This is a genomic window from Parabacteroides sp. AF14-59 (genome assembly GCF_003479515.1).
In the GTDB taxonomy this organism is placed as follows: domain Bacteria; phylum Bacteroidota; class Bacteroidia; order Bacteroidales; family Tannerellaceae; genus Parabacteroides; species Parabacteroides faecis.
In genome coordinates this window covers 21,344-36,329 of sequence record NZ_QUHH01000025.1, presented here as the reverse complement: position 1 = coordinate 36,329, position 14,986 = coordinate 21,344, and the positions used below count along the sequence as shown (strand labels likewise).

The following is a 14,986-nucleotide window of genomic DNA, read 5'->3' as shown; positions in this document are numbered from 1 at the left end:
AGCTTTTGTCTTTATTCAACTTTCACTGTAAACCAGAATAAAGTTCCTTCTCCTTCTGCCGACTCCACACCGATCTCTCCGCCGAGTTTTTCAACAATCGTTTTACAAATGGAAAGTCCGAGCCCGGTACCTTGCTGGAAATTATTCAGTTTGACAAAGCGTCCGAATACCGAATCTATTTTATCGGCAGGAATGCCGCAGCCGGTATCTTCTACATAGAAACGCAGCATCTTGCCTTCTTGCCGGTAACCGAAACGGATATTTCCCCGGGTGGTGAACTTCATGGAGTTGTTCAATAAATTGGTGATGACCTGGGTCAGGCGGTTACGCTCCGTATGGATGATACACTGAGGTAAACGTTCCTCAAAAGAGATTTGAACTTCCGGATGCCGGTTACGGATATGGTAACTTTGCTCTATTTCCGTTAATAGACTGTTCAGGTCTACATCGGAATAAGTAAATTCGAGTGTTCCCGCTTCTATTTTGGACAGGTCGAGTATGTCATTGATCAGCCGGAGCAATAGTTCATTATTATTCTCGATGATCCGGATGAACTCTTCTCTTTCTCCTAGATTCTCTTCATAGGCGAGCAGATTGGAAAAACCGATGATTGCGTTTAGCGGAGTGCGGATTTCATGACTCATATTAGCCAGAAAGGCGGACTTGAGGCGGTTCGCTTCCTCCGCTTTTTCACGTTCGCGGATTTCCTGTTCTATCTTTTTGCGTAAGTTCAGGCTCTGCTGGGCTTCCGTCTTGTCAATGCAGAATATATCGACCACATTTTCTGTGTCCGGAAAAATCAATACATCGAAGAAAGAGGTTTTTCCTTCTTTGTCTTCTACTGGGAACAGGCCGCTGTGGTTGATTCCCATATTATCTATGAACTGGAGTTTAGGAAACTTCCGTTTTATCTGTGAAAAACGCTTACCTATCACATCTTCGCGGGAACAGCCGAAAAACTTCTCATAAGCCCGGTTGATATTTATGAAAATAAAATCGTTGGGTTCTCTTTTTTCGTTAGAGATGATCTGCTGACGGATATAAATGACCGGCATATTGTCTATCATACGCCTGAAACCGGCGAGCAGTTCATACTCGCGTATCTTTTGCTGGCGCTTTTGCCAGTAGAAACGGAGTCTCATGACGAGGATGACGATCATGGCGCAGAAAAGAGCGGCGATGCAGATCATAGCCAGCTTGTTCCGTTCATAGAAATTAGGAGGACGCTGGTAATAGACTGCATCCCCGGGATAGAGGTTGCTGTCGGTATTGTGTGATTTCAGATGGGGATAGTTCAGGTAAGTTCGTGCTTTACCACCGGGATGCGGCTGAATATCGCGGGCAGGAGTACCTTCGATTATTTTCTGTAACGTACGGGTCGTTTCGTGGCTGAAGTCGGATAACGAGATGTAATGTCCTCCAGCAAAGTAACCGGTTTCCACTTGCTGGTCTGCGATGGTGAAGACCGGATAATGGGAAAATCCGTAAACGACCCGTTGTATATTGTCGTTCAGGTAATTGTCTTTGTTTTGAAGATGTTTCGAAAACCAGGAATAATATAAAATACCGGTTTCTTTGTTATAACGCGAGATCGTGTCGAGTAATTGTTCGGTGGAAAGCCGGGTAGTGGTAAGAAGGTGCAGTTTCAGAGAAGGAAAATGAGTCGACATAGTCTGTTCGACTTCTTTTTGTGCGCACAGGCTGATATAACGGTTGTCGGATATGAAAGCTATATTCCTGATATCCGGTTGTATATGTTGCATGAGTTCAAGAGTTTCCCGGATATAAAAGGGTTGGTATAAAGCCGTTATATTATAACCTTTCATAAGTTGGCCGGCAGGTACGAGTTGCTGGTCGGATAGGTTCCGCGAAAGGAGATTCTCCAGACTGGCGGGCATTGATTCACGTGAATAACAGATCAGGATAGGGATATCCTTCCACTCGTCATCGAATAACGGACGGCACACCAGCCATCCGGGATCGCCTATGAAGACAACGACTTTGGGACACTGGGGGAATTTTTCCAGTAAAGAATTTCTTTTGGCCGCAGCTTCTTCTGCGCTTGCAATGGTCGGGATCATCAACTCTTCCGCTTTGACTGCGTATGGCGACTCGTCGAATGATTTGCAGATAGACTGATAGATTCCGTTAGTCCAGGCTTCATCGAAATTGACGGAGTTCAGAACAAGAATATATTCCTGGTCATCTTGATTTTTGGAACTTGCCAGTGTGAAGAAGTATAAGAGGAAGCTTAGTGTGATGATTGTCCTTCGCATGAAACCAGTGTGGATTTTAAGCAAAAAAGCCGGTTAAAGCTTACGTCGGGAAGAGGTAAGTCTTTAACCGGCTCTGTGTTGATAGTACCCTATTGAATAATAATTTCGTCTACAAGCAGGTAGGCTGGATTGCCTGCGCCACCGTGCCATGCCGGCAGCTTGTCACTCTTGATAATCACTTCTACATAACGGGCTTTAACCGGTGCAAAAGTAACTTCCTGCGGATAGATGCCGTCTTTATCCGATTGCTTCAATGAAGGGATTGTCTTGGATACAATCTCTTTGAAGTTCTTTCCGTCTTCAGAAACCTTAACGGTAACTCCTGCTGCCCCCATGATCCAGTCGCCTTTCACCACATTGGTATTGAAAGCCACCTGGCTGATTTCGACCGGTTGTTTCAGGTCGATAGCAGCATCCAGGTCTTTCCCCTGGAAACCCAGCCAACGTCCGGTTTTATAGTTCGTATCACCTGTCAGGCCGTCTGTCATTTCAGGACCGCCTTTGAACTCATACCCTCTGCTCGGAGCAACCCGCAAGGTAACCGGCTTTGCTGTCGATTTGCTGAAGGTGATTTTTTCAGAGAATACGCGGCTGTTACCTGCAGGACGTACCACAACGGCTTTTATCGTTGCATTTTCTTTGATCCTTACCGGTGTATCGTATTTATTGCTTGCACTTGTCGGTTCGCTGCCGTCCAGTGTATAATAAATATCGCCGTCACCCATTGTAGACAGATCGACAACGACTTCGCCGTTTTCCGTATCAGTGGTGAATTCGGCATGGATATCGAAGATATTCTTGGCATAATTGTATCCCAGACGGTCGTACAGCTTGGTCATGCGAACCAGACGGGGCAGGAAGCTCTGATATTCTTTCTTACTCGGATCGGTCCACTGCACTTCAGCCAAAGCAGCCATACGAGGCATAACCATGTATTCAACCTGTGAGAAGGTCGGGATATATTCGGTCCAGAGATTTGCCTGTACGCCGATCACGTATTTTTTATATTCATCCGGGATACCGGCAGTCGGTTCCAGTGAATAAACCCGTTCCAGAGGAAGATAACCACCGATAGCCATCGGTTCGTTCTCCGTATCGGTAGACTGGTAATAGTCGAAATAAAGGTAAGTGTTCGGGGTCATGATCACATTGTGATGTTGTTTGGCCGCTTCGATGCCGCCATCCACTCCGCGCCAGCTCATAACGGTGGCATTCGGTGCCAGACCGCCTTCCAGAATCTCGTCCCAGCCGATAATATGGCGGCCTTTGCTTTCCACGAATTTCTCCATTTGCGAGATCACGGAGCTTTGCAGATATTCTTCTGCACTGTGTTTTTTATCTCCTTTAATGCCTTCCGCTTTAATCCTTGCCTGACATTTCGGGCAGGTTTTCCAGCGTATTTTCGGGCATTCGTCACCGCCGATGTGGATGTATTCGGACGGGAACAGGTCGATCACTTCCGAGAGTACGTCTTCCAGGAACTGCATTGATTTCTCATTTCCTGCACAGATCACATCTTCTGAAACTCCCCATTGTTGCCATACGTCATACGGACCGCCTGTACAACCCAGTTCCGGGTAAGTAGCCAACGCAGCCTGCTGATGTCCCGGCAGGTCGATTTCAGGAATGATCGTGATAAAACGCTCTTTGGCATAAGCGATCACATCACGGATCTCGTCCTGGGTATAGAAACCACCGTAAGGTTTGCCGTCATATTCGCCGGAGTTATGTCCGATCACGGTTTGTTTGCGTTGAGAACCTATTTTTGTAAGTTCCGGATATTTCTTGATCTCGATACGCCATCCCTGGTCGTCTGTCAGATGCCAGTGGAAAGTGTTCATATTATGTAAAGCCAGTATGTCGATGTACTTTTTGACAGAGTCAGCCGGGAAGAAATGACGGGAAACATCCAGGTGCATACCCCGATAGGCAAAACGGGGATAATCGTTGATCGTGACAGCCGGAAGTTCTATATTCATGCCTTCGGCAACTGCGGGGATCGACTTGCGTAAAGTTTTTACGCCATAGAAAACACCGGCTTCGGTCGCTCCGGCCAGTTCAATGCCTTCGGGAGTAACTGTCAGTCGGTAACCTTCCGGATTGGAGATGCTTTTATCGATCGAAAGATGGATCGGCTTTGAGCTTTTTGCCGTAGCCACTTTCGGGGCATAACCGGTTGCTTCTTTAATATAAGAAGCCAGAAACTCGCCAGCTTGTTTTAGCAGATCATTCCCTTCGGGGTAAATGATAGAAGTAGAAGGCGTTAATACGAAAGAGCCTCCATTGGTGATGGAAACTTCCTGGGGAAGTGGGATAATTCCGTAATCGCCTTTAGCGACTTTTCCGTCGGAACATGCCATCATTCCCGCAAAAGCTGCACAAAGCAGCGTTAATTTGCTTAGTTTATTCATGCGTCGTAAAAAGTTATAAATGATACTGTTTTTTTCTTGTATTTATGATCTGTCTTAGAGATTGTTTCCAAAGATAGTGATTTATTTTATACCTGATATAATTCTCGTTCTTAATCGACGAAGTTACTGTGTTTCTATCGTTTTATCCTTTTTGAAAAAGTCTTTTACTTTTTTTACTGTACTGCATTTTATGTACGCATCATGGCAATAAATGAGTGCTTGCCTTTCGAGGGCTGCTTCTTCCAGTAGGCGTATTTTTTCCTGATAAGAAGTGACCGGAAATGTGTCGTAAGCAGATATCCATTCCGGAGAAACGCTGGCAGCCAGCGGGATCACATCGCCGGCAAAAACAAAGGTCTGTTCGGGTGTCCGGATATAAGGAACGATCTGCCCCGGTGTGTGTCCGTCGAAAAGACGCAAGTCTATACCCGGACAAAGTTCCGTATCGGTATCGATAAGGCGTAACAACCCCTTGTCTGCTATCGCCTGCATATTTTCAATAAAATAAGAATCCTTTTCCAATGCATTCGGGTGGAGGAAATTCTCCCATTGTCTGCGGCTGACCCAGTGGGTCGCATTGGGAAAAGCCGGATAGATTTCTCCGGTCTCTTCATTTTTCAGGGTCGAATAGCCGCAATGATCAAAATGCAGATGGGTGAGGACGACATCCGTTACCTGTTCCGGTGAAATGTCCCGTTTGTGTAATTCTTCCCCGAGGTCGACAAGATCGAAGAAGTTATAATAGCCCAGTTGCTTGAGATGTTTTGTGCCTGCTCCGGTATCGATGAGGACCACTTTTTCGGGAACGTTTGATAGTAGCAGGCTTCTCATTGCCAGGACGCAGCCGTTCGTTTCATTACTCGGATAACGCCGGCTCCATGCCGTTTTAGGAATAGCTCCGAACATGGCTCCGCCATCTGCATAAAAGTACCCGGTATCGATTATCTGTATATCCATTTCACTTTTTTTGTGTCAAATATAAGCATGTTTTTTCTATTACTGTTATGGTGAACCTTAATGAAAATGTGTACATTTGCGACAAAATCTAAGCGATGCGAAAAGTTCATTTAATCTCCGTGACCGAACCTCTTGTGCTTGATTTGGCTTTGGCTATTCATGAAAAGGGATATGACGTGAGTGTTTCAGGTGACGGTATAGCAGAGGAAGTGATAGCAAAGCTACACGCCGCAGGTTGTACATGTCATGGAGACGGTTGGTTTCCGGAGAGATTAACAAAGGATAATAATTTTGTCGTTTTGGGTGCTACTGTCAAGCAGGATAACCCGGAATTGATAAAAGCTAAGGAATTGGGGTTATTAATTCTCTCTATACCTGAATTCATTTTTCAGCGAACCAAAGAGAAGACTCGGGTAGTTGTTGCGGGAAGCCGTGGAAAGAAAACAATTATCTCGATGATCATTTATGCCCTTCAGCGGCAGAAACTGGCCTTCGATTATGCCCTGACCAGTGAAATCCCTTTGTTGCCGAATCGGGTACATATGAGCTATGAAGCACGTATAGCCCTGATCGAAGGGGATGAGCATGTTACATCCGCATTGGAAAAACGCTTTCAACTGGAATTCTACCGTCCTCATATTGCCATACTGACCAATCTGTCGTGGACACCGGAAACAGACCATGACAGTCCGGATGCTTATTACGGTACGTTCAGGAACTTCATAACCCTGATCGAACGTTCCGGCAAACTGATTTATTTTGAAGGCGATCCGGCTGTGAGACAGTTGGCGGAAGAGGTGCGTGAAGACATTACCGCCATTTCTTACGGTCAGCATCCGGTGATTGAAAAAGACGGGGCTACTTTCCTGCAGACCCGTTACGGAGATTTCCCGATACGGATACCGGACAACTATTTTCTGACGAATCTGAACGCAGCGCGCCTGGCATGCCGCCAGTTAGGTGTTAAAGATGCCGATTTTTATCGGGCGATATCTGAATATAGTGTATCTTTGTAGCTATGATTATAGCGAGACAAAAAAGAAAAGAAAATATAGCCGAGTATTTATTATACATGTGGCAGGTGGAAGACCTGATACGTGCCAATCAGTTTGATCTCGATTCGATCCGCCGGACGGTAATCGCCCAATACGATCAACCGGACGAAGTGAAAGAGGAGATAGCCAAATGGTATGAAGAACTGATCGATATGATGCGTAGCGAAGGAGTCATGGAAAAAGGACATATTCAGTTGAATAAGAATGTGATCATTGCCCTGACCGACCTGCACCTGCGATTGCTGAAATCCCCGAAAGAAATGGTTTACGGGGCGGCTTATTATAAAACGCTTCCTTATATAGTACAACTTAGGGCAAAGTCCGGGGGTGAAGATTTACCGGAACTGGAAACCTGTTTTAACGCAATCTATGGCTATCTGCTTCTTCGTATGCAGGGAAAAACCGTCAGTTCGGAAACACAGGAGGCGATCAAACAGATCAGTTCTTTCCTGGCTCTTTTGGCCGAGAAGTATCGTGAAGATATGAACGGTGATTTGAAATTAGAAGATTAATGAAATGAAAACATTATTAGTAACCGGTGCCAATGGGCAACTGGGCAATTCGATCCGCCTGCTGGCAAAGAACTATTCAGGATACAATTTCCTTTTTACGGATGTCGATACATTGGACATTACAGACCCTGCTGCCGTGCGGGCAATGATCAAGGACAACCGGGTCGATTATGTGTTGAACTGTGCCGCTTATACGGCTGTCGACAAGGCAGAGGAAGATGAAGCCCTGTGCCGCCGCATCAATGCTTTTGCAGTCGGTGTATTGGGTGAAGCAGCGCACGAAGCCGGAGCTAAAATGATCCATGTCTCAACCGATTATGTATTTAACGGAACGGGTTACCGCCCTTATGTGGAAACAGATGCCACTCGTCCGGTTTCGGCTTATGGTCGTACCAAACTCGCCGGTGAAGAGATGTTGCAGGAGGTTTGTCCCGATGCGGTTATCATCCGTACGGCCTGGTTATATTCCGAGTTCGGTAATAATTTCGTGAAGACTGTGCTCCGTCTGGGTAAAGAACGCGATGAGTTAGGCTTTGTCTTCGACCAGATCGGGACGCCGACTTATGCCGGTGACCTGGCAGCTGCCATGCTGGTGGTGGTGACATCCGATGAGCTGAACGCTTTCGTACCGGGTATTTATCATTTCTCGAACGAGGGTGTTTGCAGTTGGTATGATTTTACAGTGAAGATCCTTCAGATCGCCGGGATCGATTGCCGTGTCTTGCCGATCGAAACGAAAGATTATCCGACAAAGGCCGTACGTCCTCCCTATAGTGTGTTGAATAAGAGAAAGATAAAAGAAACATACGGTGTCGTTATCCCGCATTGGGAAGAGAGCCTTCGCCTTTGCATGGATAAATTGTAGGGTGTTGATAACCCTGTTGATATGTTGATAAGTATGTTGATAACTCTGTTCATAACCCTGTTTGAAATAAAATAAAGATATAAAAATGAGTCAGTATTCAGAAGAGATTAAAAGAAGAAGAACGTTTGCTATTGTCAGCCACCCGGATGCCGGTAAAACCACATTAACGGAAAAACTGCTGTTGTTCGGTGGTGCGATCCATGTGGCTGGTGCCGTAAAATCCAACAAGATCAAAAAGACGGCTACCTCCGACTGGATGGAAATAGAAAAACAACGTGGAATCTCCGTAGCAACCTCTGTGATGGCTTTCGACTATGACAATCATAAGGTAAATATCCTCGATACTCCCGGTCACCAGGATTTCGCCGAAGATACTTTCCGTACGTTAACTGCCGTAGACAGTGTAATTATCGTGATCGACATTGCCAAAGGTGTGGAAGCACAGACCCGTAAGTTGATGGAAGTTTGCCGTATGCGCAAAACGCCGGTGATCGTGTTTGTTAACAAGATGGACCGTGACGGTAAAGATCCTTTCGATCTTCTGGATGAGATTGAAGAAGAACTGCATATCAACGTGCGCCCTTTAAGCTGGCCGATCGATATGGGACAGCGTTTCAAAGGGGTATATAATATATATGAGCAGAAACTCGACCTTTACACGCCGAGTAAACAGTATGTGACGGAGAAGATCGAGTTCAACGATATAAACAACCCGGAACTGGAAAACCATATCGGCGATACGCTGGCCGAAAAGCTTCGTGCAGATATCGAACTGATTGAAGGCGTTTATCCGGAGTTCGATGTGGATACGTATCTGCGGGGAGACATCGCTCCTGTCTTTTTCGGTTCTGCCCTGAACAACTTCGGTGTGAAGGAACTGCTGGATTGTTTTATCAAGATCGCACCGTCTCCCCGTCCTATCCAGGCGGTGGAACGGGTCGTTGAGCCGGAAGAGGATAATTTTACCGGTTTCATCTTCAAGATCCACGCGAATATGGACCCGAATCACCGCAGTTGTATTGCTTTCGTAAAGATCTGTTCCGGTCGTTTCGAACGTAATGCTCCTTATAAACATGTCCGCTTCGGCAAACAACTGCGTTTCAGCAGCCCGACTGCTTTTATGGCACAGAAGAAAGAAACGGTGGACGAAGCGTTTGCAGGCGACATCATCGGTTTGCCGGATACGGGTAATTTTAAGATCGGCGATACGCTGACTGCCGGTGAAGAGCTTCATTTCAAAGGGTTGCCCAGCTTCTCGCCGGAGATGTTCAAATACATTGAAAATGCCGACCCGATGAAAGCCAAGCAGTTGAATAAGGGGATCGAACAGTTGATGGACGAAGGGGTTGCACAGCTCTTTACCAACCAGTTCAATGGCCGTAAGATTATCGGTACGGTCGGACAATTGCAGTTTGAAGTAATCCAGTACCGTTTGTTGCATGAATATGGTGCCCAGTGTAAATGGGAACCGATCAGTCTTTATAAAGCTTGCTGGATTGAAAGTGACAATCAGGTCGCTTTGGATAATTTCAAGAAGCGTAAATCGCAGTATATGGCGCTTGACAAAGAAGGCCGTGATGTTTATCTGGCCGATTCCGGTTATGTACTGACCATGGCACAACAGGATTTCCCGGATATCAAGTTCCATTTTACGTCGGAATTTTAAGGAGAGGGGGATAATGTGCCAATAAGCCAATGTGCTAATGGGGATAGTTACTTACCTGCTACATACGAGAACTTATTATGTACGTTTCAGCCTTCAGGAGCTCACTCTCTTTGATAATCATGGCTCAATCCTGAAGGGTGAAAATATGATGACGCGTTTTATTCTCCTTTCAGGATAATGCTTTGTAAATCAATGCGGAGAAGTGACTGAAGGCTGAAACGTGACTTTATGGATCTCGCTTGTAGAAGTCATTTCGGGTAGCTGTTGCAGTCATTTCCAGTAGTTGCTGCAGTCATGAAAAATCGCTGCGGCACTCATTTGAAATGGTTGCCTACCCGTTCTGAAAAAGGCGTAAGCTTTTCGACAAAAAGACGTAAGCTTTTTCTTTGGAGGTTTCATCTTTTTCTATATTCGATCGTGAAGTCCAACTGTCACTTGTCATCTGTCAACTGAAAAAGGTCTATAATATCCCTTTTATTTCCTCCAGACGTTTAACTGTATAGGTAGGGGTAAACTCCTGGGGCGGCAGATCCTGCGGATTGAACCAAAGCTGGTCTATCCGTGATTGGTGGGCGCCGAATATGTCGGCCTCGAAACAGTCGCCGATCATCAGCGTTTCATTGCGTCGGGAATTGGTATTGATCAGGGCAAAATCGAAAATACCCTTATGAGGCTTCTGTATACCGGCATCTTCCGAGAGGATCATCCGGGTAAAGTAGGGAGCCAGTCCGGAGTTGCGCAGTTTCTTGTCCTGTACTTCACGGAAACCATTCGATAAGATATACATGCGGTAGGAGGGGCGAAGATATTCCAGCAACTCGATCGCTCCGGGGACCAGTCCGGTCTTGGTTGTCGTACGTTGCAGGAAATCATTATTGACAGCCAGCACCGATTGGGTATCCTCAATACCCAGCGGACGAAGCACGTAACGGAAGCGGTCGATGATAAGCGTTTGACGGTCGATCTCTCCTGCGCGATATTGCTTCCACAACAGTTCATTGTGCGGCCAATAGATAGCGAAGAAAGCCTCGAAGGAGGCATAATACCGGTCAAAGTGGTGATCGGTATAAAGCTCTTCGAGGCATTTTTTATTGTTATGGTACGTATCCCAAAGGGTATCGTCCAGATCTATAAAGAGATTTTTGTATTTCATTATCCTACTTCAATAACCAGATATTTACCCAGGCTCCAGAATGTTTTCGGGTCTGTGATATTCAATGTCAGATTACCGTCTTCGTCTTTTACGAATTCGTAAGAACCTTCCGGATGGTTGGATTTCAGTTTGGCTTTAGCTGCGAATAAAGGAATTTCCTTCACTTCGCGAATATCGACAGAGATAAAATAATCTTTGTTGAAGCCACTTTGTAATACTTTTGATTTAGAGAAGAGGCCACCGCCGGAAAGGATCTTTTGGTCTTTCAACTCTTTTCCCGTACCGAAGCAATAGTAGGCCGTGTTGAGTGCCTTATCCTGTTCGCCTAATTTTTCAGACTGGGCGGCAGCAGTTGTTGCCAGGCTTTCGACATCTTCATTCAGGGAAGATACCATTTCGTCCAGTTCCTGGATGCGGACATTCTTCTTTGCCAGGTCTTCCTGCAGGGCGACGATCATCGTTGCCTTCTGGTCCAGTTCGGAGGAAAGACGGTTGATCGTTTTCTTCAGGGCAGCCGATTGGATACCGCTTTTTTTCAGCTTGTCTTCCAGCTGGCTGATCGTTTCTTTATTCTTTTTCAGTGTCTCACTGATCAGCTGCATGTTCTGCTTGATTTGTTCGCGGTTACTTTTGCTGAACTCGCCACCTGTTTGTTGCTGTAGATTCAGATAGTTTTCAGCATCGCGGATAGACTGTATGTCTGCCTCTACATCATTCAATGTAGTCAGGATTTCATTCATCTCGCTGGTCGATTTCATATTCTCTATCTTCAGAGAATCGTTTTCTGCCTTCAGCTTTTTGTATTCGGCTGAATTTTGTCCGCAGGATACCAGTAATGTTGCGCAGGTGCAAGCTAATAATAACTTCTTCATGTTCTTTTTGTTTTTTGAGTTAAACATCTTTTTCTGTCTCTTTTTCCTTTTTATCTTTTAAGCCTGCTAATACTATAACAATCTCACCCCTCGGTTCGTTCACGGTAAAGTGTGCTATAACCTCTTCCAGGGTTCCGCGGACAGTCTCTTCGTGCAGCTTGGATATTTCGCGTGACACGGATACTTGTCGGTCGGTCCCGAAGAATTCGGCTAGTTGGGTAAGCGTCTTTACCAACCGGAAAGGGGATTCGTAAAAAATAAGGGTCCTGTATTCGACGGACAGTTCCTTCAAGCGGGTCTGACGACCTTTCTTCTGGGGAAGGAATCCTTCGAAACAGAATTTCTCGTTCGGTAACCCGGAGGCTACCAGTGCCGGAACAAATGCGGTTGCTCCCGGCAAACATTCCACGTCGACGCCTTGTCGTACACATTCCCTGACCAGCATAAAGCCGGGATCGGAGATGGCGGGCGTTCCGGCATCCGACACAAGGGCTATGTTCTCACCTCCTTTGATACGGGAGGCGATCTGTTCCACCGTCTTGTGTTCGTTGAACTTATGGTGCGACTGCATTTTGTTCTGTATCTCAAAATGTTTCAGCAGGATACCGGTAGTACGTGTGTCTTCGGCCAGGATCAGGTCGGCTTCCTTCAACACGCGGATGGCCCGGAAGGTCATATCTTCCAGGTTTCCTACGGGAGTCGGTACAACTGTTAACTTTGCCATAATCTTTTTTAGTTGACAGTCGACAGTTGTCAAGTGACAGTTAAAATACAGTCCTTAAAACTGTCAACTGTTACTTGTCAGCTGTCAACTGATTAAAGGAATCGTTTCTCCAACAATTTGAGGAAATCGGCTACGGCTTCATCCTCAATATTCCATTTCAGTTCGTTATTCAGATAGGTTACCGACTCCTCGTACGAATGAATATCGTTGAGGTCGGTAATCGCTTTGTTCATTTTATCTTCATTGCCACCGAACAGCTCGCGGCGGAAGCGGAAGCGGTCGTTCAGGCTGAAAGCCTTGCGGAAGTCAGACAGATTCTTTTTTTCCAGTATGTCGCTGAGGAAAACCCCTTGTTTGTCTGCCACAACTGTTTTGTGAGGTGTCTCGAGCTGTATTTTGTGTTCGGTTGCCTGTGCCGGTTCAGATAACCTGGGGGCCGGTTGTACGGATTCAGGTTGTACCTGCTCCGGCTGTACGGCGGTAATCGGTTCCGGTGTCACTATTTCCGGTTGATGGACCTCCGCTTGTTCGATAACCACTTTTTCCTCTATCTTTTCTTCCGGAATAATCTCTTGTTGCTCGATGATGACTTTCCTGGTTGGTGCAACTTCCGGTTCCGGAATGATCACAGTTTCTGCAACCGGTTCTTCTTTTATTTCCGTTTCGGGAACCGGGATCGTTGTCGCGGCCGGATTGGGCAGCGACTGGATCAATGCCTGATGGGCTTCCATTTGTTTACGTAACATTTCAATCTGTGCCGTTTCCAGCGAATGAAGGTCATTCAGTATTTTATGTGTCAGATTGAACGTCTGGCTAAAGAAGGACACCGGATATACCTCTGCATCGCGCATACCGGCAATCAACGTCTCAAGTTCCTTGATGTCAAGTAACAGATAATCTATTTTTTCTTTATTTGCCATTTCTGAATTTATGCTTAACGGGGAGTGTAATAACAACGCCCCGGTTTATATTGCAACAAAAATAACTATTTTATTTATGTAACGTACTTAATATGTAAAAAAGTGTGCTGTCACTCAACAAATTCATCCGGTAAATTAACTAAATACAGTCGGTGGGTGGCACGGGTGAAAGCGGTGTACAGCCATCGGTAGAAATCTTCTCCCAGCATTTCTTCCGTCATATAGCCGATATCGAGGAAGACGTTCATCCACTGTCCGCCCTGTGCTTTATGGCAGGTGATGGCATAAGCATATTTCACCTGTACGACATTATAGTGCGGATCGGCTTTCATCTTTTTCATTTTACCCGCCTTGGTTGGAATGTCATCGTAGTCTTCGAGGATCGTATAGAACAACTTGTCGTTAAGCTCCTTAGGCAGGGCTGGCGAATCGGTCTGCAAGGTGTCGAGCAGGATTTTTATATCCAGTTCGAGGTCGTAATCCTGAAAACGGACGGTAACGTCGGCAAAGCGGAAACCATAGAGTTCGGTTGTCCGTTTTACACGGACAACCTGGACGATCTCGCCATTGGCAATAAAATCCATTTCTTTGCAATCGTTGGTCCAGAAATAGTTATTCTTGGCGACCATCAGCCGGTCGCCCGATGATAATTCTTCTTCTCTGTATAGGATACGGTTGCGTATCCCGTTATTGTAGATCGTAGCTCGTTTGTTGGAGCGGGTAATGATCATTGTGTCTTCTATCCCGTCACGGCTATAGGCCGCTGATATTTCTTCGATCAGTTCATCCCCGTTGATCTTTCGGAAGTCTGTAAAATCTTTCAGGTGGAGTTTGGGATATATCTCGACTTCGTTGTTACGCAGTGCATCCCGTAAACGGGTGGCATTGAGTAATATACCTGAATCCCCGCTTTGTCTGACAACTTGTGTCAGGACGATTTCCTGTACCTGCAGATTGTATCCCCTGAGTATTTCCGGGTTCAGTGCCGGGCTTTCCGTCTGCATGACCGGCGGTAGCTGTGCCACGTCGCCCATCAGGATCAACCGGCAGTTTTCTCCCGAGTAAACATATTGTATCAGGTCATCGAGTAACCGTCCCGTACCGAAAGAGATCGAGTCTAAACCGTCGTTCGATATCATGGACGCTTCATCAACAATAAATAACGTATCTTTATGTAAATTATCAGTCGGCATGAATCCGGTAGGCTCATTGGAGAAGGCCTTCTGGCGGTATATTTTTTTATGGATCGTAAATGCTTTCTGGCCGGAATAGTTAGAAAATACTTTGGCTGCCCTACCGGTGGGGGCGAGCAAAAACGTTTTTTGCTTCAGTTCGGTCAGGGTTTTGACCAGGGCGCCGACCAACGATGTTTTTCCCGTTCCGGCGTACCCTTTCAGCAACAAAAGTGTGTCTGATTCCGTCGAAAGCAGAAAATCCGTGAGTGTTTTCAGGGCAGAAAACTGGTCTTCAGTAGGATTATGTGGAAAATTTTGTGTAATTTGGCGGCTTAAATAACTATTTATCATTTTGATTGCAATAATTTTGGTGATAAAGGTAGTGTATTAAATATTCTTT

The 14,986-nt window shown here is 45.9% G+C and carries 12 protein-coding genes; 4 read left to right on the top strand and 8 right to left on the bottom strand.

Translation table 11 applies throughout. From position 1 onward, the window contains the following. Positions 1-11 precede the first annotated feature (11 nt). From DWW23_RS21125 to DWW23_RS21115, 3 genes are all read right to left on the bottom strand, one after another. The gene (locus DWW23_RS21125; RefSeq protein ID WP_122355892.1) at positions 12-2,276 is read right to left on the bottom strand and encodes an ATP-binding protein; all 2,265 of its coding nucleotides are present in this window, start codon (positions 2,274-2,276) and stop codon (positions 12-14) included. Positions 2,277-2,365: 89 nt separating this feature from the next. Further along, positions 2,366-4,687, bottom strand: a complete 2,322-nt coding sequence (locus tag DWW23_RS21120) for a glycoside hydrolase family 20 protein (RefSeq protein ID WP_122355890.1) — start codon at positions 4,685-4,687, stop codon at positions 2,366-2,368. Positions 4,688-4,810: 123 nt separating this feature from the next. After that, positions 4,811-5,644, bottom strand: coding sequence for an MBL fold metallo-hydrolase (locus DWW23_RS21115; protein WP_122355888.1), 834 nt, complete (start codon positions 5,642-5,644; stop codon positions 4,811-4,813). Positions 5,645-5,739: 95 nt separating this feature from the next. On the opposite strand from DWW23_RS21115, the gene DWW23_RS21110 reads away from it, so the two are divergent. From DWW23_RS21110 to DWW23_RS21095, 4 genes are all read left to right on the top strand, one after another. Continuing rightward, entirely contained in the window at positions 5,740-6,660 is a 921-nt protein-coding gene (locus tag DWW23_RS21110; protein WP_122355886.1) for a Mur ligase family protein, read from the top strand. Positions 6,661-6,662: 2 nt separating this feature from the next. Then, the gene (locus DWW23_RS21105; RefSeq protein ID WP_122355884.1) at positions 6,663-7,211 is read left to right on the top strand and encodes a DUF4924 family protein; all 549 of its coding nucleotides are present in this window, start codon (positions 6,663-6,665) and stop codon (positions 7,209-7,211) included. A 4-nt stretch (positions 7,212-7,215) separates the two neighbouring features. Next, positions 7,216-8,076 carry a dTDP-4-dehydrorhamnose reductase gene (rfbD, locus tag DWW23_RS21100; RefSeq protein WP_122355882.1) on the top strand — a complete coding sequence of 287 codons (861 nt, stop codon included), beginning with the start codon at positions 7,216-7,218 and terminating at the stop codon, positions 8,074-8,076. An 85-nt stretch (positions 8,077-8,161) separates the two neighbouring features. After that, positions 8,162-9,742 carry a peptide chain release factor 3 gene (locus DWW23_RS21095; protein ID WP_122355880.1) on the top strand — a complete coding sequence of 527 codons (1,581 nt, stop codon included), beginning with the start codon at positions 8,162-8,164 and terminating at the stop codon, positions 9,740-9,742. Positions 9,743-10,202: 460 nt separating this feature from the next. Here DWW23_RS21095 and DWW23_RS21090 read toward each other — a convergent pair whose 3' ends face one another. The 5 genes from DWW23_RS21090 to DWW23_RS21070 form a co-directional block, all read right to left on the bottom strand. Beyond that, positions 10,203-10,895, bottom strand: coding sequence for a YjjG family noncanonical pyrimidine nucleotidase (locus DWW23_RS21090; protein ID WP_183671166.1), 693 nt, complete (start codon positions 10,893-10,895; stop codon positions 10,203-10,205). Continuing rightward, complete coding sequence (locus DWW23_RS21085; RefSeq protein WP_122355979.1) at positions 10,895-11,767, bottom strand: hypothetical protein; 873 nt, start codon at positions 11,765-11,767, stop codon at positions 10,895-10,897. The genes DWW23_RS21090 and DWW23_RS21085 overlap by 1 nt, the downstream gene beginning before the upstream one ends. Before the next feature lie 19 nt (positions 11,768-11,786). Beyond that, positions 11,787-12,491, bottom strand: a complete 705-nt coding sequence (gene rsmI / locus DWW23_RS21080) for a 16S rRNA (cytidine(1402)-2'-O)-methyltransferase (RefSeq protein WP_122355876.1) — start codon at positions 12,489-12,491, stop codon at positions 11,787-11,789. 92 nt (positions 12,492-12,583) lie between these two features. Further along, entirely contained in the window at positions 12,584-13,411 is an 828-nt protein-coding gene (locus tag DWW23_RS21075) for a hypothetical protein (RefSeq protein ID WP_122355874.1), read from the bottom strand. A gap of 110 nt (positions 13,412-13,521) precedes the next feature. Then, positions 13,522-14,937 carry an ATP-dependent RecD-like DNA helicase gene (locus DWW23_RS21070; RefSeq protein ID WP_122355872.1) on the bottom strand — a complete coding sequence of 472 codons (1,416 nt, stop codon included), beginning with the start codon at positions 14,935-14,937 and terminating at the stop codon, positions 13,522-13,524. Positions 14,938-14,986 lie beyond the last annotated feature (49 nt).

Coding starts and splice junctions, on each gene's coding strand:
- DWW23_RS21125 (WP_122355892.1), bottom strand. CDS start 2,276: ATGCGAAGGACAATCATCACACTAAGCTTCCTCTTATACTTCTTCACA.
- DWW23_RS21120 (WP_122355890.1), bottom strand. CDS start 4,687: ATGAATAAACTAAGCAAATTAACGCTGCTTTGTGCAGCTTTTGCGGGA.
- DWW23_RS21115 (WP_122355888.1), bottom strand. CDS start 5,644: ATGGATATACAGATAATCGATACCGGGTACTTTTATGCAGATGGCGGA.
- DWW23_RS21110 (WP_122355886.1), top strand. CDS start 5,740: ATGCGAAAAGTTCATTTAATCTCCGTGACCGAACCTCTTGTGCTTGAT.
- DWW23_RS21105 (WP_122355884.1), top strand. CDS start 6,663: ATGATTATAGCGAGACAAAAAAGAAAAGAAAATATAGCCGAGTATTTA.
- rfbD (WP_122355882.1), top strand. CDS start 7,216: ATGAAAACATTATTAGTAACCGGTGCCAATGGGCAACTGGGCAATTCG.
- DWW23_RS21095 (WP_122355880.1), top strand. CDS start 8,162: ATGAGTCAGTATTCAGAAGAGATTAAAAGAAGAAGAACGTTTGCTATT.
- DWW23_RS21090 (WP_183671166.1), bottom strand. CDS start 10,895: ATGAAATACAAAAATCTCTTTATAGATCTGGACGATACCCTTTGGGAT.
- DWW23_RS21085 (WP_122355979.1), bottom strand. CDS start 11,767: ATGAAGAAGTTATTATTAGCTTGCACCTGCGCAACATTACTGGTATCC.
- rsmI (WP_122355876.1), bottom strand. CDS start 12,491: ATGGCAAAGTTAACAGTTGTACCGACTCCCGTAGGAAACCTGGAAGAT.
- DWW23_RS21075 (WP_122355874.1), bottom strand. CDS start 13,411: ATGGCAAATAAAGAAAAAATAGATTATCTGTTACTTGACATCAAGGAA.
- DWW23_RS21070 (WP_122355872.1), bottom strand. CDS start 14,937: ATGATAAATAGTTATTTAAGCCGCCAAATTACACAAAATTTTCCACAT.